Genomic DNA, 25568 nt, shown 5'->3' on the forward strand with positions numbered 1-25568 from the left:
CGCTCGGTTGGCATGGTGGGTTCGATTATAGAACGCTCGCTCGAACTCGCGATTACCGCGTTGACAGCACACGATCATGCAACAAATAATTCGTTCTGTTTTGGAACTAACCAGAGTGCCGGGACCCGCCTGGCGATGAGGAGTGTGCTGATGAATCCGCTCGATTTTTCCGGTATCGACCTGTTGCGCGCGGCGGCGGCGGGCGACGTGCCCGCGCCGTCGATCACTCGAACCATGCCGATGCAGCTCGACGCGGTCGAGCTCGGCTACGTGAGAATGACGGCACGCGCGGACGAGCGGCACCTGAATCCGCTGGGCGGCGTGCATGGCGGCTTCGCGGCCACGGTGCTCGACTCGGTGACGGGCTGTGCGGTGCATTCGATGCTCGATCAGGGCGTGGGCTATGGCACCGTGGATCTGCACGTGAAGATGCTGCGCCCGGTGCCGCGCGACGTCGACCTGATCGCCGAAGGGCGCGTGACTCATCTGTCGCGCACGCTCGGCGTGGCCGAAGGCACGCTCAAGACGCCCGACGACAAGATCGTCGCACAAGGCTCGGCAACCTGCTTCATCCAGCGGCCCGAATAAGCGGGCGGCGGGGCGAGGGCAGGCCTGCGTCGCCGCCGTGAAAGCCGGACGTAGGCAAACGGCGCATTCGCTATACTTCGTTCGTCTCGCGGCGCACCGTCCGCGACCCTGCCGAACGGAGTGTTTGTCATGCGTCTCGACGACGAAGCCGAAAGCCGCAATGTCGAAGATCGCCGCGGCGGTTTCGGTGGCGGCGGACGCGGGGCCACGATCGGCATCGGCACGCTGGTGGTGGCGCTGGCCGCGTCGTATTTCCTCGGTATCGATCCGCGCGTCGTGCTGCAGGGCGCGGCGGTGCTGCAGGGCCAGCATGCGGGACAGGCGCCCGCGCCCGCGGCGAACCCGTCGCCGCGGGCCGGCGCCGACGACCCGCGCGCGATGTTCACGCGCAAGGTGCTCGGCAACATCGAACGCACCTGGAGCCAGGTCTTCCCGGCCCAGCTGCACCGCCAGTATTCGCCGCCGACGCTCGTGATGTTCGAGCACCGCACGTCCACCGCCTGCGGCACGGGACAGACGGCGATGGGGCCGTTCTATTGCCCGGCGGACCGCAAGGTCTACATCGATCTCGGTTTCTACGACGAGCTGCGCCAGAAATTCGGCGCCGGCGGCGACTTCGCGCAGGCCTACGTGATCGCGCACGAGGTCGGCCATCACGTGCAGAAGCTGCTCGGCATCTCGGATCAGGTCGATGCCGCGCGCGGGCGGGTCTCGGAGGCGCAGGCGAACCGCCTGTCGGTGCGGCTCGAACTGCAGGCCGACTGTTTCGCGGGCGTCTGGGCCTACAACGCACGGCAGGCCAACCAGCGGCTGATCGAGCCGGGCGAATTCGAGCAGGGGCTGCGGACCGCGGCCGCGATCGGCGACGACACGCTGCAGCGCCGCAGCCAGGGGTACGTGGTCCCCGACGCGTTCACGCACGGCACCAGCGAGCAGCGCGTGAGCTGGCTGCGGCGCGGCATGCAGCACGGCGACGTGCGCGATTGCGATACGTTCGCCGCGCGTTGAGCGGCGCGCAACCCCTGCATCGCTGCCCGGCGGCGTGCGTGTCGGCCGCTCGCGGTGCCGCCGCGGCTCGCGCCGATGCACCGCCAGACCTCGCCAGACGCCGCCACCCGGCCGTCGCATGCGATAATCCACGCTTCGCCCACCATCATGCGCAAGCCGTGGCACATGATGACCGGCGCCGCCGCGTCTCGCTTCCCGGAGGCGCGGACCCACGCAGGGCGGGCCGACCGCGCTCGCCGATCACACCCACGGGCCCGCACGCAGCCAAGGACATGAATACGACCCGCACCACGCCCACCTCTCCGGCCCTCGGCTGGGCGACGTTCGCGCTGATCGCGATCGTCGGCCTCTTCTACGTGAAGTGGTCTCCGTACTATCACCGCGCGTTCGTCGCGGCCGAGCACCATTCGATCGGCCAGTCGATCCTGATGGGCGCCGCGAGCAGCGCGCCCGCGCCGTCCTGGCACGCCGCGCTCGATTACGCCTGGGCCTACGGCAAGGCGATCTGGCAGGCGATGGTGCTGGGCCTGCTGCTCGGCTCGGCGCTCCAGGCGCTGTTGCCCGCGCGGACCATCGCGCGGCTGCTCGGGCGCACCGGCTTTGGCAGCGTCGTCGCCGGCGGCCTGCTGTCTTTGCCGGGCATGATGTGTACGTGCTGCGCGGCGCCGGTGGTGGCCGGCCTGCGCGCGCGGCAGGCGTCGCCGGGCGGCGCGGTCGCGTTCTGGCTCGGCAACACCGTGCTCAATCCGGCCACGCTGGTGTTCATCGGCTTCGTGCTCGGCTGGCAGTGGGCCGGCCTGCGGATCGCGTTCGGCGTCGTGATGGTGTTCGGCATCGGCTATCTGCTGAACCGGCTCGCGGCACCGGATGCGCCGCCGCTCGACGACGCGGCGCTCGCGAGCCTCGCGGCCGGGCAGGCGGCGCAGGGCAACGCGTTCGCGCGCTGGCTCAAACTGCTCGCGCGCATGACGCTGCGCCTGATTCCCGAATACATCGTACTGGTGCTGCTGCTCGGCGCGGCGCGCGCGTGGCTGTTCCCGCACGTCGGCGCGGACGTCGGCAATACCGTGTTGTGGATCGTCGCGTTCGCGGTCGCCGGAATGCTGTTCGTGATTCCGACCGCGGGCGAAGTGCCGATCGTCCAGGCGATGCTCGCGCTCGGCGTGGGCGTCGGCCCGGCCGCGGCGCTGCTGCTGACGCTGCCGCCCGTCAGCGTGCCGTCGATGGCGATGCTGTCGCGCTCGTTTCCGGCCCGCTCGCTCGCGCTGGTCGCGGTGCTCGTGGTCGGCTTCGGCATCGTGGGCGGGTTCGCCGCGGTGGCGCTCGGCCTCTGACCGTCCGGTTTCCGACCGACTATGCGCCTCGGCCGGGCATTCACCATCGGCCGGCATCGAGGCATGACGAATCGACCGCCGTCGCGATCTCGCGGCGGCTTCCCCCGAAGCAATCAGGATTACGCATGAAGCAACACAAGATCCATCCCAAACTCGAACAGGCGCTGACGCGAGGCGATCTCGCGATCCGCCAGGCCAATTCCGCACGCGCGACCGCGGTGCTGAACGCACTCGGCAAGATGATCGTCGAGGCGTCGTCGACGATCGGCGTCGAGGCCAGCATCGACATCCCGCAGGGCGACCGGATCTACGATCCCGTCAACGGCCTCTGGCCGCAGCGCATGCGCGTGTCGTTCGACGGCCCGGTCGAGGAAGCGGACGAGGAAGAGCTGCGTTCGGTTTATCTGCTGGCCGACGATCCCGGCACGATGTTCCGTGTCGAATGGCATCGCGCCGACGGCAAGCTCGGCCGCCAGGAAGGCGGCCCGATCGCGACGGTGGCGTTCCTGACCGACGTCGAGATGCCCTGGGGCGACGACGACGCGTAAGCACGCGTCACGGTACTCGCCGATGCGCCCGCTTTCGGGCGCCGGCCGGTACGAAGCCGCCGCGCGCGGTGCGTGCGCCGGTGAACCACGAGTGGAGCGGGTTCGGGTGAACCGCATGCGAGGCGTCGCGCGTCATCGCAGGCGAGCCGTGCCCGGAGCAACCGTGCGTGGGACGCATGCAATCGAGCCGCGCGCGCTCCGCGCCCGGCCCGATTGCACGGCGGCGGGCACGGCTCACGCTCAGCGCATCATGCGGCGGCGGAACAGCCAGGCCGAGACGAGGAAGCCGACCACCGCGTAGGCGGCCAGCACGCCGGCATGCAGCGCGACGTCGCTGGCCGGCCGGCCCAGCATCGCGGGCCGGATCAGGTCGACGGCGTTCGCCAGCGGCAGCGCGTTGGCCGCGTAGCGCGCGACCGCGGGCAGCTGTGCGATCGGGAAGAACACGCCCGAGAGCAGCAGCATCGGCGTGAGCGCGAGCGTCTGGTAGAACATGAAGAAGTCGTAGGACGGCGCCACCGCCGTCACGATCATCGTGACGCTGGCGAACGCCAGCCCGGCGAGCGCGATCGCGGGCACGGCGGCCAGCAGCGACGGAAACGATGCGTAGCCGAGCACGCCCGCGACCAGCATGATCGCGGTGCCCGACAGCATCGCCTTGCTGGCGGCCCAGACGATCTCGCCGAGCACGATGTCGCCGAGCGCGAGCGGCGTATGCATGATCGCCTCCCAGGTGCGCTGCGCGTGCATGCGCGAGAACGCCGAATACATCGCCTCGAAGCTGGCTGACATCATCACGCTCGAACCGACCGTGCCGGCCGCGAGGAACGCGATGTACGACACGCCGTCCACGTGGCCGACCATCAGCCCGAGCCCGAGGCCCAGCCCGAACAGGTAGATCATCGGATCGGCGAGGTTGCCGATCATCGACGCGAACGCGAGCTTGCGCCAGACCAGATAGTTGCGGCGCCAGACGGCGATCCAGTTGGTCGCGTTGGCGGGCAGCGCGATCGTGAAGCGGGCGCCGCGCGGTCGCGGCGCGGCGGCGGGTGACGAGTGGCCGGTATCCATAGGTCAGTCCTGCATGTCGCGGCCGGTCAGCCGCAGGAACACGTCTTCGAGATTCGCAGGCCGGTGCAGGTAGCGCAGGCCGGGCCGGCCCTTCAGCGTCCGGGCGAGCGGCTCCGGATCATCCACGTAACAGAACAGCGTCTCGCCGCTGATTTCGGCGCGGGCGACGCGCGGCGCGAGCTCGTCGCGCAGCGCGGCCGGATCGGTGCCGTAGATTTCCACCACGTCACAGCCGATCTCGGCCTCGATCAGCGCCGGCGGCGCGCCCTCGGCGATCTTGCGGCCCGACTCGACGATGCAGAGCCGGTCGCAGAGCCGTTCGGCTTCCTCCATGAAGTGCGTGGTCAGCAGGATCGTCTTGCCGCGCGCGAGCAGCGAGCGCAGCCGCTCCCACATCAGGTGCCGGGCCTGCGGGTCGAGCCCCGTGGTCGGTTCGTCGAGCACCAGCACGTCGGGATCGTTGACGAGCGCGCGCGCCAGCGTGAGGCGGCGCTTCATGCCGCCCGACAGCTCGCCCACCCGCGCATCGGCCTTGCTCTCGAGTTTCGCGAATTCGAGCAGCGACGGTACGAGCTCACGCGCCTGGCCGGCCGACAATCCGAAGTAGCGCCCGAACACGAGCAGGTTTTCGCGCACGGTGAAATCGGGATCGAGATTGTCGAACTGCGGCACCACGCCGACGCGCTGCCGCGCATGACGCGCCCGCTCGGGCACCGGCTCGTCGCAGAGCCGGATCGTGCCGGCGTCGGGCTGCGTGATGCCGAGCAGCATCCGCAGCGTGGTGGTCTTGCCGGCGCCGTTCGGGCCGAGCAGCCCGAAGCATTCGCCGCGCTGCACGCGGAACGACAGATGATCGACGACGAGCCGCTCGCCGAAGCTTTTTTTGACATCGAGGAATTCGATCGGAGCGACGGACATGGGTGCGCGAAGGGCGAAAGGGACGGAAGGACATCACGAAGCGGCCATTCTAGTGCATCAGGCCCGATATCGGCCCGAACCTGCCGCGCCATCGTGCAAGCCTGCACCGCGACGCGGCAGCCTCGCCCGACAAGGGACTTCGCGTTTTCCAGCCCTTGCATCCTGAATTGCGGCGCACGATGATGAATTGACGACCGATGTCGCAACGGAGGCGATCATGGCCAGTTACCAGAAAATCCTGCTTTGCTACGACGGCACGCTCGAGGGCCGCAAGGCGCTGCGCTGCGGCGCCGACCTCGCGCTCGAACTGAAGGCGGAGACGCATCTGCTGTCGGTGGTCGACATGCGCTCGAGCATCGCGCAGAGCGCCGGGCTGCTGACCGACGTCGCCTGCGGGCGCTTCGAGGAGACGGCGCGCGCGATCCTGCAGGAAGGCGTCGACTGGTTGACCGCGCGCGGCGTGCAGGCGCAGGGCCACTTCGCGTTCGGCTATCCGATCGACGAGATCGCGAATCTCGCGAAGGAGCTCGGTGCGGACCTGGTCGTTGTCGGCCATCGCTGCCGCAGCGGGCTCGCGCGCTGGTGGATGGGCGCCGGCAACACCCAGCTGCTCGACCGCATTTCGTGCAGCATCCTGGTGGCCTGCGCGTCGTCCGACGAGCAGCGTGAGGAACTGGCGAAGGAAAAGGAAGCGGCGCTCGCGGCAGCGGCCCACACCTGAGCATCGACGGGCCGGCGGTTCGATGGGTTGATCGGCGGATCGAGGAGGTCGAAGCGATTGGCGAGCGGGCGTGGCGCGAATTCCGTGCCCGCCACCGGCCGCTTCCGACCGCGCCGCCGGCTGCCTTCGGCATGCGGCGGCGCGGATCGCGTCAGTGCTGGAGATCGATCGCGCTGAGCTTCCAGCCGAACAGGCCGCTGCGCCGGAAAATGGCCGCGTAGCGCGTGCCGCCGGCATCGCGCTGATAAACGGCGATGAATTCGTTGATGCCGTGGTAGGCGGCGCTCGATTGCGGCGCCGCGGGTGGCATCGTGCCGCTGCCGGAAGGCGGAGGCGCGCTGGCCACGGCAGGCGGCGCGACACCGGCGCTGGATGCCGGAGCGGGGGCCGGCGGCGCGGGTTGAGCAAGCGCCGGGGGCTGCTGGCGCGGATCGCCGTTCGGCGGCAGGCCGCTCAGCAGCGCGGCCACGCCCTCGGGCGTCGCGTAGGCATCGACGAGCGGGCCGATCAAGGCGGAGCCGACCATCGCGCCGAGCATCGCGAGCGGATTGTCGTGCCGCTGCAGATCGATGCGACGCATCAGTTCGTCGGTCAACTGCTGCTTCAGGCTGATGCGCAAGGCCGGGTAATCGACATAGCGGCTGATCGCCTGCGCGTCGCGCGCATCGATCGCCCGCTTCAACTCGCGCAACGCGAGATAGGGCGACGCGGCCGCGTATACGATCGCCGCAAGCACCGCGACGGCAACCACCAGGGCAAGCACCCATCCGAGCCGCTTGCGGCGTGGGGGCGGAACGGACGACATATCAGACGGCGAATCAGACGACGAAGAAACGGACACCAGGCCTCCTGTCTCGAAAGACGGTCTCGGAACCTGGAGAGCGTATCAGACCATCAGACCGCCGAGCGTCCCTCGGCAATGCAACGATCGATCATGCGACACACCGCATCGATCGTCCCCACCATGATCACGCGCGACTGCCCGTGGTAGACGCGCACCGGCGCACGGCGTGCCGGCTCGGCGTGATGGAGCCCGGCGTTCAGCGAGACGCGTGCGAAGGCCGGCAGCGCCGAGGGCAGCGCGGCCGGCTCGGCGGCCAGCGACAGCGTGCCGGACTCGGCAAACCCGGCGGATTCGGCGGAATCCGCCATGAGCGGCGTGCAGGGCGTGCGGCCCCGCAGATGGCGCAGGCGACCGAATTGACGGAAGGGCAACAGGCGGGCGAGGCGTTCCATGTGTTCTCCAGATCGGATGGAGGGACGAACGTACTAAGCGGATGCAAACCGGGTGCAGGCAGCGGGCAGGAAACAAGGGCAGCAAGCGGGCAAAAAAACGGCCGGACGGCGAACCGCAACCGGCCCTGGCCCAGGCGCTACAGCTCCCCGGAGCGGATCAGGCCGACGGCGATGCCCTCGAGCGCGAATTCCGCGCTGCCGGCCTTCACGAAGATGTTTTCGTAGTCGGGGTTCTCGGCGATCAGTTCGATGCCGCTGGAATGGCGCTTCAGGCGCTTGACCGTGACGTCGTCGCCGAGCCGCGCGACGATGATCTGGCCGTCCTTGGCTTCGCTGCGCTTCTGCACGGCGAGCAGGTCGCCGTCGAGGATGCCGGCGTCGCGCATCGACAGCCCGCGCACCTTCAGCAGATAGTCGGGCTTGCTCGTGAAGAGCGCCGGGTCGCACGCGTAATGCTGCGAGATGTGTTCCTGCGCGAGGATCGGGCTACCTGCCGCGACTCGCCCGACGAGCGGCAGCGACAGTTGCATCAGCCCCGCGTGCGGCAGCGTGAGCTGGTGCGGCGCGTCGTCGAGGCCGAGCAGGCGGATGCCGCGCGAGGCGCCGGCGGCCAGCTCGATCACGCCCTTGCGGGCGAGTGCGCGCAGGTGCTCCTCGGCCGCGTTCGGCGAACTGAAGCCGAGCTCGGCGGCGATCTCGGCGCGGGTCGGCGGGAAGCCGGAGCGCTCGATCGCGCGGCGAACCAGGTCGAACACTTGCTGCTGGCGTGCGGTGAGTTTGGTCATGGTTGGACTGTATGGATAGACAGTGATCTGTATTTTTATACAGTAGTCCGGGAAATTCAAGTGTTACTTGAAGTTCGGCGCTATCGCGTCGATTCCGCCGCGATCGAGCGACGTCGAAACGCCGGTTCTGATGCCGCAACCGTCCGCCGGCTGGTCCTTACCACTTTTTCATATAAAAAAATTCGGAACGATTATTTTTAATGATGAAAGCCGTTCGCTAGACTGGCCCGACATTGCAAAAAACGATCCACGAACCTTTGGAGATCACGGGATGGTCAAGCGCAACACGGGGCTGGCTGGCGGCGTCCGCCGTCTGATCGCAACACTGGCGGTAGGCGCGGCGGCGCTCGGCGGCGCCACGCACGCACTCGCGGACACGACGTTGCTGAACGTCTCGTACGATCCGACCCGCGAGCTGTATCAGGACGTCAACCAGGCGTTCGGCAAGGAATGGAAGGCCAAGACGGGCGAGACCGTGAACTTCAAGCAGTCGCACGGCGGCTCGGGCGCGCAGGCGCGCTCGGTGCTCGACGGCCTGCAGGCCGACGTCGTGACGCTCGCGCTCGCCTACGACATCGACGCGCTCGCCAACAAGGGCATCGTCGCCAAGGACTGGCAGAAGCGCCTGCCGGACAACGCGTCGCCGTACACCTCGACGATCGTGTTCCTGGTGCGCAAGGGCAACCCGAAGGGCATCAAGGACTGGGACGACCTGATCAAGCCGGGCGTGTCGATCGTCACGCCGAACCCGAAGACCTCGGGCGGCGCGCGCTGGAACTACCTGGCGGCCTGGGCCTATGCGCTGCACAAGCCGGGCGGCAGCGAGCAGAGCGCGAAGGATTTCGTGGCGAAGGTCTACAAGAACGCCGGCGTGCTCGATTCGGGCGCGCGCGGCGCGACCACCAGCTTCGTGCAGCGCGGCATCGGCGACGTGCTGATCGCCTGGGAGAACGAGGCGTTCCTGTCGCTGAAGGAGTTCGGCCCGGACAAGTTCGAGATCGTCGTGCCGTCGGTCAGCATCCTCGCCGAGCCGCCCGTCGCGGTGGTCGACAAGGTGGTCGACAAGAAGGGCGACCGCAAGCTGGCCGAGGCCTACCTGAACTTCCTCTACAGCAAGGAGGGCCAGGAAATCGCGGCGCGCAACTTCTATCGCCCGCGCTCGAAGGACGTGCCGGCCGAGCTGACGAAGCAGTTCCCGAAGCTGAAGCTCTACACGGTTGACGACACGTTCGGCGGCTGGACCAACGCGCAGAAGACGCATTTCGCCGACGGCGGCGTGTTCGATTCGATCTACAAGCCGCAATAAACGCGGCACGCTACACCCTGCCGGGCAACAATGCGCGGCGGAGCAGCAACCCGAGGCCGCGCGGCGCGAGCGAGCGCACGCGCGGCCCGATACAACGACGAACACGAACCCATGCGCGGCCGCCCGGTACCTTCCGACGGCCGCGCCTCCCATGTCAACCAAGGAAGCGCATTTCGCATGACGACGTACACCTTCCGCAAGCCGAGCGCGCTGCCCGGCTTCGGCGTGACGCTCGGGATCACGGTGGCCTATCTGAGCCTCGTGGTGCTGATACCGCTCGCCTCCACGTTCTTGAAGACCGCGACGCTGACCTGGGACCAGTTCGTCGCCGCGACCACTTCCGCGCGCGTGATCGCCTCGTACCGGCTCACGTTCCTCTCGGCGCTCGGCGGCGCGCTGATCAACGCCGTGTTCGGCTTCCTGGTCGCCTGGGTGCTGGTGCGCTACCGGTTTCCGTTCAAGCGCATCGTCGACGCGATCGTCGACCTGCCGTTCGCGCTGCCGACCTCGGTCGCGGGCATCTCGCTCGCGGCCGTTTATGCGTCGAACGGCTGGGTCGGCCAGTATCTCGCGCCGCTCGGCATCAAGATCGCGTTCACGCCGCTCGGCGTGCTGGTGGCGCTGACCTTCATCGGCCTGCCGTTCGTGGTGCGCACGGTGCAGCCCGTGCTCGAGGAGTTCGAGCGCGAGCAGGAGGAGGCCGCGGCCTGCCTCGGCGCCTCGCGCTGGCTGACGTTCCGCCGCGTGGTGCTGCCGGCCGTGTTCCCGGCGCTGCTGACGGGCTTCGCGCTCGCGTTCGCGCGCGCGCTCGGCGAGTACGGCTCGGTGATCTTCATTGCCGGCAACGTGCCGATGAAGTCCGAGATCACCTCGCTCTTGATCATCACGAAGCTCGAGCAGTACGACTACGCGGGCGCGACCGCGATCGCGGTGGTGATGCTGGTGGTCTCGTTCCTGATGCTGCTGCTGATCAACACGCTGCAATGGTGGCTGCAGCGCCGCACCAGCCGCGGCGCGAGCGGTCCGGCGCCGGCCGCGACCGGCGCCGCGGTGGCCGCCGCCGGAGGTGTGCGATGAGCCGCGACTCGACCAGCTCCACGCTGCCCGCCGGCGCCGCGCCGCGCGCGAAGGCCGCGCGCCGGCGCGACCCCGTCACCGAATCGCGCCTGGTGCGCTGGGTGCTGACCGGCCTCGCGCTGCTGTTCCTGGCCGGCTTCCTGGTGGTGCCGCTCGCCGCCGTGTTCGCGCAGGCGCTCGCCAAGGGCATCGGCTTCTACTTCGAATCGCTCGGCGACCCCGACGCCTGGGCCGCGATCGAGCTGACCGTGACGGTGGCCGCGATCGCGGTGCCGCTGAACCTGGTGTTCGGGATCTGCGCCTCGTGGGCGATCGCCAAGTTCGAGTTCCGCGGCAAGGCGCTGCTGACCACGCTGATCGACCTGCCGTTCTCGGTGTCGCCGGTGATCTCGGGGCTCGTCTACGTGCTGATGTTCGGCGCGCAGGGCTGGCTCGGGCCGTGGCTCGAGGCGCACGACATCCAGATCATCTTCGCCGTGCCCGGCATCGTGCTGGCGACGATCTTCGTGACGTTCCCGTTCGTCGCGCGCGAGCTGATTCCGCTGATGCAGGCGCAGGGCAACGACGAGGAGGAGGCCGCGCGCGTGCTCGGCGCCTCCGGCTGGCAGATCTTCCGCCGCGTGACGCTGCCCAACGTGCGCTGGGGCCTGCTGTACGGCGTAATCCTCTGCAACGCGCGCGCGATGGGCGAGTTCGGCGCGGTGTCGGTGGTGTCGGGCCACATCCGCGGCCAGACCGACACCATGCCGCTGCACGTCGAGATCCTCTACAACGAATACAACTTCTCGGCCGCGTTCGCGGTGGCCTCGGTGCTGGCCCTGCTCGCGCTCGTCACGCTGGCGCTGAAGCTGCTCGCCGAACGCCGCATGTCGGCCGAACTCGCCGATGCGCGCGCTGGCGCCACGGCGCACTCCTGATCGAAGAGGCACACCAGATGGGTATCACCGTTCGTAACCTGCACAAGCAATTCGGCGACTTCACGGCGCTCGACGACGTCTCGCTCGATTTCCCGCCCGGCGAGCTGGTGGCGCTGCTCGGGCCGTCCGGCTGCGGCAAGACCACGCTGCTGCGCGTGATCGCGGGCCTCGAGCACGCGGACGCCGGCCAGGTCGTGCTGCAAGGCCAGGACGTGGCCGACGTCGGCGCGCGCGAGCGCCAGGTCGGCTTCGTGTTCCAGCACTACGCGCTGTTCCGCCATATGACCGTGTTCGAGAACGTCGCGTTCGGGCTGCGCGTGAAGCCGCGCGCCGAGCGTCCGTCCGAGGCCGTGATCCGCGAGAAGGTCCACGAGCTGCTCAAGCTGGTGCAGCTCGACTGGCTCGCACCGCGCTATCCGTCCGAGCTCTCGGGCGGCCAGCGCCAGCGCATCGCGCTGGCCCGGGCGCTGGCGGTCGAACCGAAGGTGCTGCTGCTCGACGAGCCGTTCGGCGCGCTCGACGCGAAGGTCCGCAAGGAACTGCGCAGCTGGCTGCGCCGCCTGCACGACGACCTGCACATCTCGACCATCTTCGTCACGCACGACCAGGAAGAGGCGCTGGAGGTGGCCGACCGCATCGTCGTGCTCAATCGCGGCCACGTGGAGCAGGTGGGCAGCCCGCAGGACGTGTACGACCATCCGCAGAGCGCGTTCGTCTACGAATTCCTCGGCGCGGCCAACAAGCTCGACGGCGTGGTGCAGGGCGACGGCTTCGTGGCCGACGGCGCGGCCGGCCCGATCACGGTGGCCGCCGACTTCGCCGGCCGCGCGCATGCCTACGTGCGCCCGCACGACCTGCAGATCGTCGCGGCCGGCGAGGCGCGCGGCGACGGCATCGCGGTGGACGTGCGGCGCGTGGTGCCGCTCGGCGGCGCGGTGCGTATCGAGCTCGCGCCGCGCGCCGGCGGCACGCCGCTGGAAGCCGAACTCGATCGCGACACCTGGCGCGCGCTCGCGCTCAACGTCGGCGACGGCGCCACGGCGGTGCCGCGCCACGCGCGCGTGTTTCCGGCGCGCTGAGGCCCGTTTTTCCTCGACAATCGACAACGACAACGCCCCTGAGAGGCTGACCCATGAATTTCCAGCAACTGCGCTTCGTTCGGGAAGCGGTACGCCAGAACATGAACCTGACCGAGGTCGCGAACGTGCTCTACACGTCGCAATCGGGCGTCTCGAAGCAGATCAAGGATCTGGAGGACGAGCTCGGCGTCGACATCTTCATCCGCCGCGGCAAGCGGCTGACCGGCCTGACCGAACCGGGCAAGGCCGTGCATCAGCTGATCGAGCGGATGCTGCTCGACGCCGAGAACCTGCGCCGCGTGGCGCGCCAGTACGCCGATCAGGACAGCGGCCACCTGGTGGTGGCGACCACCCACACGCAGGCGCGCTATGCGCTGCCGAAGGTGATCCGCCAGTTCACCGAGGTGTTCCCGAAGGTCCATCTGGCGCTGCGCCAGGGCAGCCCGCAGCAGATCGCGCAGATGATCCTGAGCGGCGAGGCCGATGTCGGCATCTCGACCGAGGCGCTCGACCGCTACCCGGACATCGTCACGTTCCCGTGCTATTCGTGGCATCACACCGTGGTGGTGCCGAAGGATCACCCGCTGGTGGGCCGTGCGAACCTGACGCTCGAGGAAATCGCCGAGCATCCGATCATCACCTACGACCAGGACTTCACGGGCCGCTCGCACATCGACCAGGCGTTCGCGAAGGCGGGCGCGGTGCCCGACGTGGTGCTGACCGCGATCGACGCGGACGTGATCAAGACCTACGTCGAGCTCGGCATGGGGATCGGCGTGGTGGCGGCGATGGCCTATGACGCGCAGCGCGATGCCGGGCTCGTCGCGCTCGACACCCAGCACCTGTTCGAGGCCAGCACGACGCGGGTGGGCCTGCGCAAGGGCGCGTTCCTGCGCTCCTATGCCTACCGGCTGCTCGAGATGTTCGCGCCGCACCTGACCGAAGCCGAGGTGGTCGCGCAGCTGAAGGAAACCGCGCTCTGAGCGCGAGGCGCCGCGCCCGCCGCGAGGCGGCGCCGGCGCGCCATCCTGCCCCAGGCCGGCGCCCGCCGGCGCCCGCGGTCATCCGCGAAGGTGCGCACCCGTGTCGCGCCCTGCAAACTCCCGACCCACGCTCAATCAGGGCAAAACCCCGTTGCGCATCGCGCGCGATCAGTCCAGCATAGGCGCTTGCCGATACGTCCGGCCTGGATGCGCGAGAGCGGACGGCCGCCGTCGAAAGCCGATTCGTCGCATTCATGGTTGCGGTCGCACCTTTTTTCGCACCGCGCCGGATGCCATCGAGCAAACGTTTGCTCAACATGAAAACGACACCCGGACAGCCGGGCCAGATCAGTGAGGAGAGTCGTATGGAGTTCCGCATTCGCCGCCGTGTTCTCGCCGCCGCGCTCGTCGGCGCCGCCATTGCCGTCGCGCCGCTCGGCGCGCAGGCGCAGGCCGCGCACAAGCCGAAGGTCGCGCTCGTGATGAAGTCGCTCGCCAACGAATTCTTCCTGACCATGGAGAACGGCGCGAAGGACTATCAGCAGCACAACCCGGCGCTGTTCGATCTGGTCACCAACGGCATCAAGGACGAGACCGACACCGCCAACCAGATCCGCATCGTCGAGCAGATGATCGTCGCCAAGGCCGACGCGATCGTGCTGGCGCCGGCCGATTCGAAGGCGCTGGTGCCGGTGGTGAAGAAGGCGGTGGATGCCGGCATCATCGTCATCAACATCGACAACCGGCTCGATCCGGACGTGCTGAAGTCGAAGAACCTCAACGTGCCGTTCGTCGGCCCCGACAACCGCAAGGGCGCGCGCAAGATCGGCGACTACCTCGCCAAGCGCCTGAAGGCCGGCGACGAGGTGGGCATCCTCGAGGGCGTGTCGACCACCACCAACGCGCAGCAGCGCACGGCCGGCTACCAGGACGCGATGAAGGCCGCGGGCGTGAAGGTGGTGTCGGTGCAGTCGGGCGAGTGGGAGATCGACAAGGGCAACGCGGTGGCCTCGGCGATGCTCAACGAATACCCGAACCTGAAGGCGCTGCTGTGCGGCAACGACAGCATGGCGATCGGCGCCGTGTCGGCGGTGCGCGCGGCCGGCAAGGCCGGCAAGGTCTACGTGGTCGGCTACGACAACATCAACGCGGTCAAGCCGATGCTGCAGGACGGCCGGATCCTCGCCACCGCCGACCAGTACGCGGCCAAGCAGGCCGTGTTCGGCATCGACACGGCGCTGAAGGCGATCGCCGCGCACAAGAAGCAGTCGGACCTGTCGGGCGTGGTCGAGACGCCGGTCGACCTGATCGTCAAGCAGTAAGGCGCGCATGGCGACGATCGCAACCGCCGGCGAGCCGGTGCTCGACGTCTCGGGAATCGGCAAGACCTACGCCGAACCGGTGCTGGCCGACGTCTCGCTCGCGCTGCACGCGGGCGAGGCGCTCGCGCTGACGGGCGAGAACGGCGCGGGCAAGAGCACGCTGTCGAAAATCGTCGGCGGCCTCGTCACGCCGACGGCCGGCGCGATGCGGCTGGCGGGTGGCGCCTATGCGCCGGCCAGCCGCGGCGAGGCCGAGGCGCTCGGCGTGCGGATGGTGATGCAGGAGCTGAACCTGCTCGCCACCCTGACGGTGGCCGAGAACCTGTTCCTGAACCGCCTGCCGCGCCGCTTCGGCGTGATCGACCGGCGCCGGCTGCGCGCCGACGCGCGCGAGGCGATGGCGCGCGTCGGGCTCGACGCGATCGACCCGGACACGCCGGTCGGCGCGCTCGGCATCGGCCACCAGCAGATGGTCGAGATCGCGCGCAACCTGATCGGCGACTGCCGCGTGCTGATCCTCGACGAGCCGACCGCGATGCTGACCGCGCGCGAGGTCGAGTTGCTGTTCGCGCAGATCGACCGGCTCAAGGCCGCCGGCGTCGCGCTCGTCTACATCTCGCACCGGCTCGAGGAACTCGCGCGCGTGGCCGAGCGCGTGGCGGTGCTGCGCGACGGCCGGCTGGTGCATGCCGGGCCGATGGGCGAGGTGTCGGGCGAGCGGCTGGTGGCGCTGATGGCCGGCCGCGAGGTGGGCGAGCACATCGAGTTCGGCGAGCGCCGGATCGGCGCGCCGCGGCTCGCGGTGGCGGGCCTCGCGCGCGGCACGGCGGTGCGCGACGTGTCGTTCGAGGTGCGTGCGGGCGAGATCTTCGGCATCTCGGGGCTGATCGGCGCCGGGCGCACCGAGCTGCTGCGGCTCATCTACGGCGCCGACCGCGCCGAGGCCGGCACGGTCTCGATCGGCACGCCGCCGCGCCCGGTGCGGATCGGCTCGCCGTCCGACGCGGTGAAGCATGGCATCGCGCTGATCACCGAGGACCGCAAGGGCGAGGGGCTGCTGCTGTCGCAGCCGATCGCGGCCAACGTGTCGCTGGGCCAGCTCGGCCGGATCTCGCGCGGCGGGGTGGTCGACACGCGGCGCGAGCACGCGCTCGCCCAGCGCCAGATCGAGGCAATGCGGATCCGCACGCGCGGGCCGGCGCAGCCGGTCGGCGAACTGTCGGGCGGCAACCAGCAGAAGGTCGTGATCGGCCGCTGGCTGGCCCACGACATGGGCGTGCTGCTGTTCGACGAGCCCACGCGCGGGATCGACGTCGGCGCCAAGTTCGACATCTACGCGCTGATGGGCGGCCTCGCGCGCGAGGGCCGCGCGCTGGTCGTGGTGTCGAGCGACCTGCGCGAACTGATGCTGATCTGCGACCGGATCGGCGTGATGTCGGCCGGCCGCATGACGGCCGTGTTCGAGCGCGGGCACTGGACCCAGGACGCGCTGCTGGCCGCCGCGTTCGCCGGCTTCTCGCGCCGCGCCGCCACGCCCGCTCCGATGCCTGCCGCGCCGGCAGGTGACTCGACCCCAGGAATTCCTTCATGAATGAACCGATCGTCCCCGGCCACGACACGGCCGGCGGTGCCGCGCCCGACGCGGCCGCGCCTTCCGCGAAGCGCCTCTCGGGCACGCGGCTCGGGCTGTCCAACTACCTGGGCCTGGCCGGCGCGCTGCTCGCGATGATCGCGCTGTTCTCGGCGCTCAGCTCGCATTTCCTGACCTACGACACGTTCAGCACGATCGCGAACCAGATTCCCGACCTGGTGGTGATGTCGGTCGGCATGACCTTCGTGCTGATCATCGCCGGGATCGACCTGTCGGTCGGCTCGGTGCTGGCGCTGGCCGCCTCGGTGGTCAGCGTGGCGGCGCTGAGGTGGCACTGGGCGCCGCTGCCGGCCGCGCTGCTCGGCATGGCCGCGGCGGCCGTCACCGGGATGGCGACGGGCGCCGTGACGGTGGGCTGGCGGATTCCGTCGTTCATCGTCTCGCTCGGCGTGCTGGAGGGCGCGCGCGGGCTGGCCTATCAATTGACGAATTCGCGCACCGCCTACATCGGCGATGCCTTCGATTTCCTGTCGAATCCTTTCGCGCTCGGCATTTCGCCGGCGTTCGCGATCGCGGTCGCGGTGATGCTCGTGGCCCAGTTCGTGCTTACCCGGACGGTGTTCGGCCGATATCTGGTTGGTATCGGTACCAACGAAGAGGCTGTAAGGCTTGCCGGGGTCAACCCTCGTCCGTATAAAATCATCGTGTTTGCGTTGATGGGCGCGCTCGCGGGGCTTGCGGCGCTGTTCCAGATCTCGCGGCTCGAAGCGGCCGACCCGAATGCGGGCGTCGGGCTCGAACTGCAGGTGATCGCGGCCGTCGTGATCGGCGGCACGAGCCTGATGGGCGGGCGCGGCTCCGTGATCAGCACGTTTTTTGGCGTCTTGATCATCTCGGTGCTGGCGGCGGGGCTTGCCCAGATCGGCGCGAACGAACCGACCAAGCGCATCATTACCGGGGCCGTGATCGTCGTCGCCGTCGTGCTCGACACGTATCGCAGCCGCCGGTCGCGCACTTAAAGACAGACCAGAGGGATTCAAAATGGCGACGATCAAGGATGTGGCTGCCATGGCAGGCGTGTCGTTCACGACGGTGTCACACGTGGTGAACAATTCGCGGCCGGTGTCGGCCGACGTGAGGGCGAAGGTGGAGCGGGCGATCGCCCAGCTCAACTACGTCCCGTCGGCCGTCGCGCGATCCCTGAAAGCACGCTCGACGGCCACCATCGGCCTGGTCGTGCCGAACAGCACGAATCCGTATTTCGCCGAACTCGCGCGCGGCATCGAGGATCAGTGCGCGGCACGCGGGTATTGCGTGTTCTTCTGCAATTCCGACGACGATCCCGTCAAGCAGCGCAATTACCTGCGCGTACTGCAGGAAAAACGCATCGACGGGCTGATCATCGCGTCGGCGGGCGAGGACGCGGTGCTGGCCCAGACGCTCGCCGATTCGCGCGAGCCGCTGGTGGTGGTGGACCGCAACATCGAGGGGCTGTCGGCCGATCTGGTGCAGATCGACCACGAACGTGGTGCCTATCTGGCCACGCGCCACCTGATCGAGCTCGGGCATTCGCGGATCGGCTGCATCACCGGCCCGGTCGATACGGCGGTCAGCGCGATGCGCGTCCACGGCTTCATCCGTGCGATGGCCGAGCGCGGCCTCGACATCATGCCCGGCGCGATCGCCGAGAGCGATTTTTCGTGCCTGGGCGGCCACCGCGCCGCGGCCGAGCTGCTCGACACGCTGCAGCCCACGGCGATCTTCGCCGGCAACGACCTGATGGGCATCGGCGCGCTGCGCGCGGCGGCCGAACGCGGGGTCGGCGTGCCGGAGGATTGCTCGATCATCGGTTTCGACGACATCGAGATGTCGAGCTACACCTACCCGGCGCTGTCGACGGTCGGCCAGTCGGTGCGCGCGTTGGGCGAAATTGCCGCGCAAACGCTGATCGAGCGGATCGCGGCCGGCTCGGAGGGCTCGGCGACGATGACCAAGCGCCGCCGCGTGGTGTCGCCGCGGCTGGTGCTGCGGGAATCGACCGCGGCCTACAACGGCGAAGCCGGCGTCGCGCCGGCCGGGCGCGCATGAGCGGCGGCGGGCAGGGCGCGCGGCCGCCGGGCGGCCAGGTTGCCGTGGTCGGCAGCCTGAACATGGATCTGGTGGTGCGCGCCCCGCGCCTGCCGAAGCCGGGCGAGACGCTGAGCGGCCATGGCTATGCGCAGGCCGCGGGCGGCAAGGGCGGCAACCAGGCGGTGGCCGCCGCGCGGCTTGGCGCGCAGGTCGCGATGCTGGGGCGCCTCGGCGACGACGCGAACGGCGCCGCGCTGCGGGCCGCGCTCGAGGCCGAGCGGATCGACTGCGCGGCGCTCGCGACCAGCGCCGGCGTGCCGACCGGGGTCGCGCTGATCGTGGTGGACGACGCGAGCCAGAACGCGATCGTGATCGTGGCCGGCGGCAACGGCCGCGTGACGCCGGACGACGTCGCCGCCCACGACGCGATGATCGCGGCCGCCGACGTGCTGGTCTGCCAGCTGGAGACGCCGCTGCCGGCCGTGCGGGCCGCGCTGGAGGCGGGGCGCCGCCACGCACGCATCGTCGTGCTGAATCCGGCGCCGGCGCTCGCGCCGCTGCCGGACGGCTGGCTGCCGCTGGTCGACTGGCTGATCCCGAACGAGATCGAGGCGGCTGCGCTGACCGGCATCGCGATCGCGACGCCGGCCGATGCCGAACTGGCCGCCCGGCGGCTCGCGGAGGGCGGCGCGCGCAACGTGATCGTCACGCTCGGCGGGCAGGGCGTGGTGGCGCGGTACGCCGACGGCGGCACGCGCCATTATCCGGCGCCGAAAGTGGAGGCGGTCGACACGACGGCGGCCGGCGATACCTTCATCGGCGGTTTCGCGGCACGGCTCGCGGCCGGCGACGCGCCCGACGAAGCGATCCGCTTCGCGCAACGCGCGGCCGCGCTGTCGGTGACGCGCGAGGGTGCGCAACCTTCGATTCCGACCCTACAAGAATTGTCCGCGTAAGCGTCGCTCGCGCGTCGTACCCACGGCAGTCCTTCGAATCCGGCCTTGCGCCGGATTCGTTCGTTTGGGGATGCCGTTTTATCGGGGTGGGGATGACGGGGCGGATCGTTCGAGATGAACGAGACGATTGCTGCGATCGTTTCGTCGCGCGCGAGAGTGAGCAGGGACGCTGCACGTCCGGTGCCCCGCACAGGTGCATCTCGTGCGTCGCCGGGATCGTGATGCGCGGCTCATCCGAATATCGAAATTACCGTTGCGTTCCCGATCGTCCATCGCGTGATGCGACGATACGAACCGGTATCTATCGCCGGAACGCAGCGCCAAGCGGGCCATGTCCGGATGAGTCGTCACGACGGGTGGCGTTCACGGATCGCGGTATCCGCAGCATCGGACCAATGCTTGCGATACACCATCGTATCGACGCGATCGCAGCGCTTCGTCCGGTTCGCTTCCATTCATCGTTCGAGCCCGGCGTCTCGATCCACGATCTGGATGCAGGTTAACGAGCATGGCGCGCGATCCAGCGTCATTCACCTCACCTCGCATCACACGATGCCGGGCAGGCCCGATGCACGAGCATGTGACACGCTACGTCGTGTTTCCACCGATGCGTCCGTGCCTCTCGCCAACGCACCATTCACGCGCATCGCATCGAAACATGCAAGCCGCGATGCCGCACCACTCACCGCGTCGCGAGCACATCGCGTCATCGCGCGAATCCGGTCCAATCGCAAAAAATTGTAACGAATGCGATCGCTCTGTCGTCCGAAATGCCGGCTCGATCGTATAGGGAAGAAGGGAGGAACGCGTCCGGTGAAAGAGACGATTCCATGCAACAGGAGAGGACGCGTGCGTCACGTTGCGAAGCTCGGGGAGAACATTGTATGGCAGTCAAAAAACCCAGTCCAAGCGGGGTTTTTCTGAGTGTCCGGCAACAACGTTCCGACTGAAGTTTGTTCGTGAAAAAATAGGGAAATGGGTTTAGGATGAAATCGAACGGTCCTGCTTCTGCGTGATCCAACGAAGGCAAGATCGTCTTCCGTCACAAGGCGAGGAGGTAGCATGGATATTTACAGCAGCTTCGCGAACCGCTTCGAGAAAACCCGGGAGGAGGAGTTCTCGCTCGAAGAGTATCTCGCGCTCTGCAAGAACGATCCATCGGCGTACGCCACCGCGGGCGAACGCATGTTGGCAGCCATCGGGGAACCGGAGCAGGTCGATACGCGAAACGATCCGCGTCTGTCGCGGATCTTCGCGAACAAGGTCATCAAGGTCTATCCCGCGTTTCGCGAGTTCTACGGGATGGAGGAGGTGATCGAGCAGGTGGTCGCGTACTTCCGCCACTCGGCACAGGGGCTCGAGGAGAAGAAGCAGATCCTCTATCTGCTCGGACCGGTCGGCGGCGGCAAGTCGTCGATCGCCGAGCGGCTCAAGCAGCTGGCGGAACGCGTGCCGTTCTATTCGCTGAAGGGCTCGCCCGTCAACGAATCGCCGCTCGGGCTGTTCGACTACGACGAGGACGGCCCGATCCTCGAAGAGCAATACGGCATTCCGCGCCGCTACCTCAAGAGCATCCTGAGCCCGTGGGCCGTCAAGCGGCTGCACGAGTACAACGGCGACATCCGCCAGTTCCGCGTGGTGCGCCGCTATCCGTCGATCCTGCGCCAGATCGGCATCGCCAAGACGGAGCCGGGCGACGAGAACAACCAGGACATCTCCTCGCTGGTCGGCAAGGTCGACATCCGCAAGCTCGAACAGTACGCGCAGGACGATGCCGACGCCTACAGCTACTCGGGCGGCCTCTGTCTCGCCAACCAGGGCCTGCTCGAATTCGTCGAAATGTTCAAGGCGCCGATCAAGGTGCTGCACCCGCTGCTGACGGCCACCCAGGAAGGCAACTTCAAGGGCACCGAAGGCTTCGGCGCGATCCCGTTCGACGGCGTGATCCTCGCCCACTCGAACGAGTCCGAATGGAAGGCGTTCCGCAACAACAAGAACAACGAGGCGCTGCTCGACCGGATCTTCGTCGTGAAGGTGCCGTACTGCCTGCGCGTGTCGGAAGAGATCCGCATCTACGAGAAGCTGATCCGCAGTTCCTCGCTGGCCGAGGCCGTCTGCGCGCCGGGCACGCTGAAGATGATGGCGCAGTTCTCGGCGCTCACGCGGCTGCATGAGCCCGAGAACTCGAGCCTGTTCTCGAAGATGCAGGTGTACGACGGCGAGAACCTGAAGGACACCGATCCGAAGGCGAAGTCGTATCAGGAGTATCGCGACTACGCCGGCGTTGACGAAGGCATGACGGGCGTGTCGACGCGCTTCGCGTTCAAGATCCTCTCGCGCGTGTTCAACTTCGACAGCTCGGAGGTGGCCGCGAACCCGGTCCACCTGATGTACGTGCTCGAACAGCAGATCGAACGCGAGCAGTTCCCGCCGGAGACGGAGCAGAAGTACCTGTCGTTCGTGAAGGACCTGCTCGCCTCGCGCTACGCGGAGTTCATCGGCAAGGAGATCCAGACGGCGTACCTCGAGTCGTATTCGGAGTACGGGCAGAACATCTTCGACCGCTACGTGACCTATGCGGACTTCTGGATTCAGGATCAGGAGTTCCGCGATCACGACACGGGCGAGAGCTTCGATCGCGCCTCGCTGAACGCCGAGCTCGAGAAGATCGAGAAGCCGGCGGGCATCAGCAATCCGAAGGATTTCCGCAACGAGATCGTGAACTTCGTGCTGCGTGCGCGGGCCGCGAACGGCGGGAAGAATCCGGCCTGGGTCAGCTACGAGAAGCTGCGCGTGGTGATCGAGAAGAAGATGTTCTCGAACACCGAGGAACTGCTGCCGGTGATCTCGTTCAACGCCAAGGGATCGGCGGAGGAGCAGCGCAAGCACGAGGACTTCGTGAACCGCATGGTCGCCAAGGGCTACACGCCGAAGCAGGTTCGCCTGCTCTGCGACTGGTACCTGCGCGTGCGCAAGTCGTCATGACGCACCTGTTGCACCGCCCGCGCGGCCGCGCCGCGCGGGCACCCTGAGCGACGCGCCGCACGGCGGATCGTGCGGCACGTCCCGGCGTATCGACTTTCGAGCGGGAGACCGGGAGTGCTTCATCAAATCATCGACCGCAGGCTTGCCGGCAAGAACAAGAGCATTGCAAACCGCGAACGCTTTCTGCGTCGCGTCAAGAACTACATTCGCCGGGCGGTGTCCGACGCCGTCCGCGACCGTAGCATCAAGGACATCCAAAGCACCCAGAGCATCACCATTCCACGCAAGGACATCGCGGAGCCCACGTTCCGCCACGCGTCCGGCGGGCGGCGCGAACACGTGCATCCCGGCAATTCCGACTACATCCGCGGCGACAAGATCCCGCGTCCGCCGGGCGGCTCCGGTGGCGGCGGCAGCCAGGCCAGCAACGAGGGCGAGGGGCAGGACGACTTCGTGTTCGAGCTGAGCCGCGACGAGTTCATGCAGTACTTCTTCGACGACCTGGAGCTGCCGCGGCTCGTCAAGACGCACCTGCTGACGGTGCCGAGTTGGAAGAACGTGCGCGCGGGCTGGGCGGCGGAAGGCACGCCGAACAACATCGACGTGGTGCGTTCGCTGCGCAGCGCGCTGGGCCGGCGCATCGCGCTCGGCTCGCCGCTGGTGGCCGAGCTGCGCGGGCTCGAGACGAAACTCGAGGCGCTGCAGGACGATCCCGGCGACCACCGCGTCGAGATCGCCGAACTCGAGGCGCAGATCCATCACCTGAAGCGGCGTATCTGGCGGATTCCGTTCATCGATCCGTTCGACCTGCGCTACGTGAATCGCGTGAAGCAGCCGCAGCCGTCGAGCCAGGCCGTGATGTTCTGCCTGATGGACGTGTCGGGCTCGATGGACGAGCAGCGCAAGGATCTGTCGAAGCGCTTCTTCATCCTGCTCTACCTGTTCCTGAAGCGGAACTACGAGCGCATCGAGGTGGTGTTCATCCGCCATCACACGCGTGCCGAGGAAGTGGACGAGGACACCTTCTTCCACTCGACCGAGAGCGGCGGCACGGTGGTGTCGAGCGCGCTCGAACTGATGCGCAAGGTGATGAACGAGCGCTATTCGCCGACCGAATGGAACATCTACGGCGCGCAGGCCTCGGACGGCGACAACTGGACCGACGATTCGCCGAAGTGCCGCAAGATCCTGCAGGACGACATCCTCACCAAGACGCGTTACTTCGCCTACATCCAGGTGGCGCCCGAAGAGCAGAACCTGTGGCTCGAATACGCGCAGCTCGCGCTGTCGCAGCCGCACATGGCGATGAAGAAGGCCGAGTCGGCGGCGGACATCTATCCGGTGTTCCGCGAGCTGTTCGAAAAACACGTGGAAACCTGATCGCATGACGACACGCCATCCGGACAACGAGGCGCGCGGCTGGCAGGCGCGCCACACGGGCGACGACACGCCCGGCCCCGGCGCCGATCAAGCCGGCGCCGGAACCGATGCCTCGCCGCCGCACCCAGCAATGCCCGAGAGCGGGCACAAGGAAGGGCGCATGAACGTCGCCGAACGCAAACCGCTGCCATGCCCGTCGGACTGGACCTTCGAGCTGATCGAGGAGTACGACACGCATATCGCGCAGGTGGCCGAGCAATACGAGCTCGACATCTACCCGATCCAGCTCGAGCTGATCAGCGCCGAGCAGATGATGGACGCCTACGCGTCGGTCGGGATGCCCGTCAACTACCGCCACTGGTCGTTCGGCAAGCATTTCCTGTCGACCGAGAAGAGCTACCGGCGCGGCCAGATGGGGCTCGCCTACGAGATCGTGATCAACTCGAACCCCTGCATCGCGTATCTGATGGAAGAGAATACGCTGACCATGCAGGCGCTCGTGATCGCGCACGCCGCCTATGGCCACAACTCGTTCTTCAAGGGCAACTACCTGTTCCGGCTCTGGACCGACGCGCACGCCATCGTCGACTACCTCGTCTACGCGAAGAACTACGTCGCCGAATGCGAGGAACGCTACGGGCTCGACCGCGTCGAGGAGTTGCTCGACTCGTGCCACGCGCTGATGAACTACGGCGTGGACCGCTACAAGCGTCCGCAGAAGCCGTCGCTGGCCAAGGAGGCCGCGCTGCGGCGCGAGCGCGAGACCTACCTGCAGTCGCAGGTCAACGAACTCTGGCGCACGCTGCCGGGCCGCAAGCCGGAAGCGGCCGACGAGGAAGTGGAAGGGCGCTACCCGCCGGAGCCGCAGGAGAACCTGCTGTACTTCGCCGAGAAGAACGCGCCGCTGCTCGAACCGTGGGAGCGCGAGGTGATCCGCATCGTGCGCAAGGTCGGGCAGTACTTCTACCCGCAACGGCAGACGCAGGTGATGAACGAGGGCTGGGCCACGTTCTGGCATTACACGCTGCTCAACACGCTCTACCAGCAGGGCAAGCTGGCCGACGGCTTCATGATGGAGTTCCTCCATTCACACAGCAACGTGATCTACCAGCCGCCCGTCACCAAGCCCTACTACAGCGGCATCAACCCGTATGCGCTCGGCTTCTCGATGATGAGCGACATCCGGCGCATCTGCGAGAACCCGACCGAGGAGGACCGCCGCTGGTTTCCGGAGCTGGCGGGCAGCCCGTGGCTGCCGGCGCTGCACTACGCGATGCGCAACTTCAAGGACGAGAGCTTCATCGCGCAATATCTTTCACCGCACCTGATCCGCGAGATGCGGCTGTTCTCGGTGCTCGACGACGACATGCGCGATTCGCTCGAGGTTTCGGCGATCCACGACGACAGCGGCTACCAGTACGTGCGGCAGGCGCTCTCGCGCCAGTACGACATCCATCACCGCGAGCCGAACATCCAGGTGTGGGCCGTCAACACGCGCGGCGACCGCAGCCTCACGCTGCGCCACTTCATGACCGACAACCGCCACCTGTCGAACGACAGCGACGAGGTGCTCAAGCACATGGCGCGGCTCTGGCAGTTCGACGTGTTCCTCGAGAGCGTCGACGAGTCCGGCACGGTGCGCAAGCGCTACGAGTGCCGCTACCGGCCGCCCGACGTGCGCGTCTGAGCGCCG

General features: G+C 67.9%; 23 protein-coding genes. 18 read left to right on the plus strand and 5 right to left on the minus strand.

Annotated elements, in window-relative coordinates; all coding sequences use genetic code 11:
- The first annotated feature begins 150 nt into the window (after positions 1–150).
- The 4 genes from BpN12_RS23490 to BpN12_RS23505 all read left to right on the plus strand — a co-directional run bounded on the left by BpN12_RS23490 (position 151) and on the right by BpN12_RS23505 (position 3478).
- Complete coding sequence (locus BpN12_RS23490) at positions 151–588, plus strand: PaaI family thioesterase (RefSeq protein ID WP_246797975.1); 438 nt, start codon at positions 151–153, stop codon at positions 586–588.
- Between the two features lie 129 nt (positions 589–717).
- Positions 718–1596, plus strand: coding sequence for a KPN_02809 family neutral zinc metallopeptidase (ypfJ, locus tag BpN12_RS23495; RefSeq protein ID WP_246797812.1), 879 nt, complete (start codon positions 718–720; stop codon positions 1594–1596).
- A gap of 272 nt (positions 1597–1868) precedes the next feature.
- Entirely contained in the window at positions 1869–2930 is a 1062-nt protein-coding gene (locus BpN12_RS23500; RefSeq protein WP_246797813.1) for a permease, read from the plus strand.
- Between the two features lie 125 nt (positions 2931–3055).
- Complete coding sequence (locus BpN12_RS23505; protein ID WP_042624841.1) at positions 3056–3478, plus strand: hypothetical protein; 423 nt, start codon at positions 3056–3058, stop codon at positions 3476–3478.
- Between the two features lie 240 nt (positions 3479–3718).
- Here the strand turns inward: BpN12_RS23505 and BpN12_RS23510 are convergent, their stop codons facing one another.
- Both BpN12_RS23510 and nodI read right to left on the minus strand, forming a co-directional pair.
- On the minus strand, positions 3719–4549 hold the full coding sequence (locus BpN12_RS23510; protein WP_246797814.1) for an ABC transporter permease: 831 nt from the start codon (positions 4547–4549) through the stop codon (positions 3719–3721).
- Positions 4550–4552: 3 nt separating this feature from the next.
- Entirely contained in the window at positions 4553–5467 is a 915-nt protein-coding gene (nodI, locus tag BpN12_RS23515; protein WP_246797815.1) for a nodulation factor ABC transporter ATP-binding protein NodI, read from the minus strand.
- 217 nt (positions 5468–5684) lie between these two features.
- Here nodI and BpN12_RS23520 point away from each other — a divergent pair, with 217 nt between their 5' ends.
- Positions 5685–6188: a universal stress protein gene (locus BpN12_RS23520; RefSeq protein ID WP_246797816.1), complete on the plus strand. Its 504-nt coding sequence runs from the start codon at positions 5685–5687 to the stop codon at positions 6186–6188.
- A 151-nt stretch (positions 6189–6339) separates the two neighbouring features.
- On the opposite strand, the gene BpN12_RS23525 is transcribed toward BpN12_RS23520, so the two are convergent.
- The 3 genes from BpN12_RS23525 to lexA form a co-directional block, all read right to left on the minus strand.
- The gene (locus tag BpN12_RS23525; RefSeq protein ID WP_246797817.1) at positions 6340–6993 is read right to left on the minus strand and encodes a DUF2939 domain-containing protein; all 654 of its coding nucleotides are present in this window, start codon (positions 6991–6993) and stop codon (positions 6340–6342) included.
- Between the two features lie 89 nt (positions 6994–7082).
- A complete protein-coding gene (locus BpN12_RS23530) occupies positions 7083–7424 on the minus strand; it encodes a hypothetical protein (protein WP_246797818.1) in 342 nt (113 codons plus the stop codon).
- Positions 7425–7561: 137 nt separating this feature from the next.
- Positions 7562–8209, minus strand: a complete 648-nt coding sequence (gene lexA / locus BpN12_RS23535; RefSeq protein WP_246797819.1) for a transcriptional repressor LexA — start codon at positions 8207–8209, stop codon at positions 7562–7564.
- 271 nt (positions 8210–8480) lie between these two features.
- On the opposite strand from lexA, the gene BpN12_RS23540 reads away from it, so the two are divergent.
- The 13 genes from BpN12_RS23540 (at position 8481) to BpN12_RS23600 (ending at position 25562) form a co-directional block, all read left to right on the plus strand.
- Positions 8481–9515, plus strand: coding sequence for a sulfate ABC transporter substrate-binding protein (locus tag BpN12_RS23540; protein WP_246797820.1), 1035 nt, complete (start codon positions 8481–8483; stop codon positions 9513–9515).
- A 177-nt stretch (positions 9516–9692) separates the two neighbouring features.
- Positions 9693–10592, plus strand: coding sequence for a sulfate ABC transporter permease subunit CysT (gene cysT, locus BpN12_RS23545; protein WP_246797821.1), 900 nt, complete (start codon positions 9693–9695; stop codon positions 10590–10592).
- Positions 10589–11509: a sulfate ABC transporter permease subunit CysW gene (gene cysW, locus BpN12_RS23550; RefSeq protein ID WP_246797822.1), complete on the plus strand. Its 921-nt coding sequence runs from the start codon at positions 10589–10591 to the stop codon at positions 11507–11509. Before cysT ends, cysW begins: the two co-directional genes overlap by 4 nt.
- Before the next feature lie 17 nt (positions 11510–11526).
- On the plus strand, positions 11527–12588 hold the full coding sequence (locus BpN12_RS23555; protein ID WP_246797823.1) for a sulfate/molybdate ABC transporter ATP-binding protein: 1062 nt from the start codon (positions 11527–11529) through the stop codon (positions 12586–12588).
- A gap of 53 nt (positions 12589–12641) precedes the next feature.
- Positions 12642–13571, plus strand: coding sequence for a CysB family HTH-type transcriptional regulator (locus tag BpN12_RS23560; RefSeq protein ID WP_042624851.1), 930 nt, complete (start codon positions 12642–12644; stop codon positions 13569–13571).
- Positions 13572–13936: 365 nt separating this feature from the next.
- Positions 13937–14893 carry a sugar ABC transporter substrate-binding protein gene (locus BpN12_RS23565; RefSeq protein ID WP_246797824.1) on the plus strand — a complete coding sequence of 319 codons (957 nt, stop codon included), beginning with the start codon at positions 13937–13939 and terminating at the stop codon, positions 14891–14893.
- 7 nt (positions 14894–14900) lie between these two features.
- Entirely contained in the window at positions 14901–16484 is a 1584-nt protein-coding gene (locus tag BpN12_RS23570; RefSeq protein WP_246797825.1) for a sugar ABC transporter ATP-binding protein, read from the plus strand.
- Entirely contained in the window at positions 16481–17503 is a 1023-nt protein-coding gene (locus tag BpN12_RS23575; protein ID WP_246797826.1) for an ABC transporter permease, read from the plus strand. Before BpN12_RS23570 ends, BpN12_RS23575 begins: the two co-directional genes overlap by 4 nt.
- A gap of 22 nt (positions 17504–17525) precedes the next feature.
- The gene (locus tag BpN12_RS23580; protein ID WP_246797827.1) at positions 17526–18572 is read left to right on the plus strand and encodes a LacI family DNA-binding transcriptional regulator; all 1047 of its coding nucleotides are present in this window, start codon (positions 17526–17528) and stop codon (positions 18570–18572) included.
- A complete protein-coding gene (gene rbsK, locus BpN12_RS23585; RefSeq protein WP_246797828.1) occupies positions 18569–19510 on the plus strand; it encodes a ribokinase in 942 nt (313 codons plus the stop codon). Before BpN12_RS23580 ends, rbsK begins: the two co-directional genes overlap by 4 nt.
- A gap of 1062 nt (positions 19511–20572) precedes the next feature.
- Positions 20573–22495 carry a PrkA family serine protein kinase gene (locus tag BpN12_RS23590; protein ID WP_042624857.1) on the plus strand — a complete coding sequence of 641 codons (1923 nt, stop codon included), beginning with the start codon at positions 20573–20575 and terminating at the stop codon, positions 22493–22495.
- A gap of 114 nt (positions 22496–22609) precedes the next feature.
- Positions 22610–23875 (plus strand): YeaH/YhbH family protein, encoded by a 1266-nt coding sequence (locus BpN12_RS23595; protein WP_246797829.1) that lies wholly within the window; start codon positions 22610–22612, stop codon positions 23873–23875.
- 4 nt (positions 23876–23879) lie between these two features.
- A complete protein-coding gene (locus BpN12_RS23600) occupies positions 23880–25562 on the plus strand; it encodes a SpoVR family protein (RefSeq protein ID WP_246797830.1) in 1683 nt (560 codons plus the stop codon).
- Positions 25563–25568: the final 6 nt, after the last annotated feature.

The sequence above is a fragment of the Burkholderia perseverans genome (assembly GCF_022870505.1).
GTDB classification, from domain to species: domain Bacteria; phylum Pseudomonadota; class Gammaproteobacteria; order Burkholderiales; family Burkholderiaceae; genus Burkholderia; species Burkholderia plantarii.

Excerpts from the sequence above, each read along its gene's own strand:
- BpN12_RS23490 (WP_246797975.1), top strand. The coding sequence starts at position 151 with ATGAATCCGCTCGATTTTTCCGGTATCGACCTGTTGCGCGCGGCGGCG.
- ypfJ (WP_246797812.1), top strand. The coding sequence starts at position 718 with ATGCGTCTCGACGACGAAGCCGAAAGCCGCAATGTCGAAGATCGCCGC.
- BpN12_RS23500 (WP_246797813.1), top strand. The coding sequence starts at position 1,869 with ATGAATACGACCCGCACCACGCCCACCTCTCCGGCCCTCGGCTGGGCG.
- BpN12_RS23505 (WP_042624841.1), top strand. The coding sequence starts at position 3,056 with ATGAAGCAACACAAGATCCATCCCAAACTCGAACAGGCGCTGACGCGA.
- BpN12_RS23510 (WP_246797814.1), bottom strand. The coding sequence starts at position 4,549 with ATGGATACCGGCCACTCGTCACCCGCCGCCGCGCCGCGACCGCGCGGC.
- nodI (WP_246797815.1), bottom strand. The coding sequence starts at position 5,467 with ATGTCCGTCGCTCCGATCGAATTCCTCGATGTCAAAAAAAGCTTCGGC.
- BpN12_RS23520 (WP_246797816.1), top strand. The coding sequence starts at position 5,685 with ATGGCCAGTTACCAGAAAATCCTGCTTTGCTACGACGGCACGCTCGAG.
- BpN12_RS23525 (WP_246797817.1), bottom strand. The coding sequence starts at position 6,993 with ATGTCGTCCGTTCCGCCCCCACGCCGCAAGCGGCTCGGATGGGTGCTT.
- BpN12_RS23530 (WP_246797818.1), bottom strand. The coding sequence starts at position 7,424 with ATGGAACGCCTCGCCCGCCTGTTGCCCTTCCGTCAATTCGGTCGCCTG.
- lexA (WP_246797819.1), bottom strand. The coding sequence starts at position 8,209 with ATGACCAAACTCACCGCACGCCAGCAGCAAGTGTTCGACCTGGTTCGC.
- BpN12_RS23540 (WP_246797820.1), top strand. The coding sequence starts at position 8,481 with ATGGTCAAGCGCAACACGGGGCTGGCTGGCGGCGTCCGCCGTCTGATC.
- cysT (WP_246797821.1), top strand. The coding sequence starts at position 9,693 with ATGACGACGTACACCTTCCGCAAGCCGAGCGCGCTGCCCGGCTTCGGC.
- cysW (WP_246797822.1), top strand. The coding sequence starts at position 10,589 with ATGAGCCGCGACTCGACCAGCTCCACGCTGCCCGCCGGCGCCGCGCCG.
- BpN12_RS23555 (WP_246797823.1), top strand. The coding sequence starts at position 11,527 with ATGGGTATCACCGTTCGTAACCTGCACAAGCAATTCGGCGACTTCACG.
- BpN12_RS23560 (WP_042624851.1), top strand. The coding sequence starts at position 12,642 with ATGAATTTCCAGCAACTGCGCTTCGTTCGGGAAGCGGTACGCCAGAAC.
- BpN12_RS23565 (WP_246797824.1), top strand. The coding sequence starts at position 13,937 with ATGGAGTTCCGCATTCGCCGCCGTGTTCTCGCCGCCGCGCTCGTCGGC.
- BpN12_RS23570 (WP_246797825.1), top strand. The coding sequence starts at position 14,901 with ATGGCGACGATCGCAACCGCCGGCGAGCCGGTGCTCGACGTCTCGGGA.
- BpN12_RS23575 (WP_246797826.1), top strand. The coding sequence starts at position 16,481 with ATGAATGAACCGATCGTCCCCGGCCACGACACGGCCGGCGGTGCCGCG.
- BpN12_RS23580 (WP_246797827.1), top strand. The coding sequence starts at position 17,526 with ATGGCGACGATCAAGGATGTGGCTGCCATGGCAGGCGTGTCGTTCACG.
- rbsK (WP_246797828.1), top strand. The coding sequence starts at position 18,569 with ATGAGCGGCGGCGGGCAGGGCGCGCGGCCGCCGGGCGGCCAGGTTGCC.
- BpN12_RS23590 (WP_042624857.1), top strand. The coding sequence starts at position 20,573 with ATGGATATTTACAGCAGCTTCGCGAACCGCTTCGAGAAAACCCGGGAG.
- BpN12_RS23600 (WP_246797830.1), top strand. The coding sequence starts at position 23,880 with ATGACGACACGCCATCCGGACAACGAGGCGCGCGGCTGGCAGGCGCGC.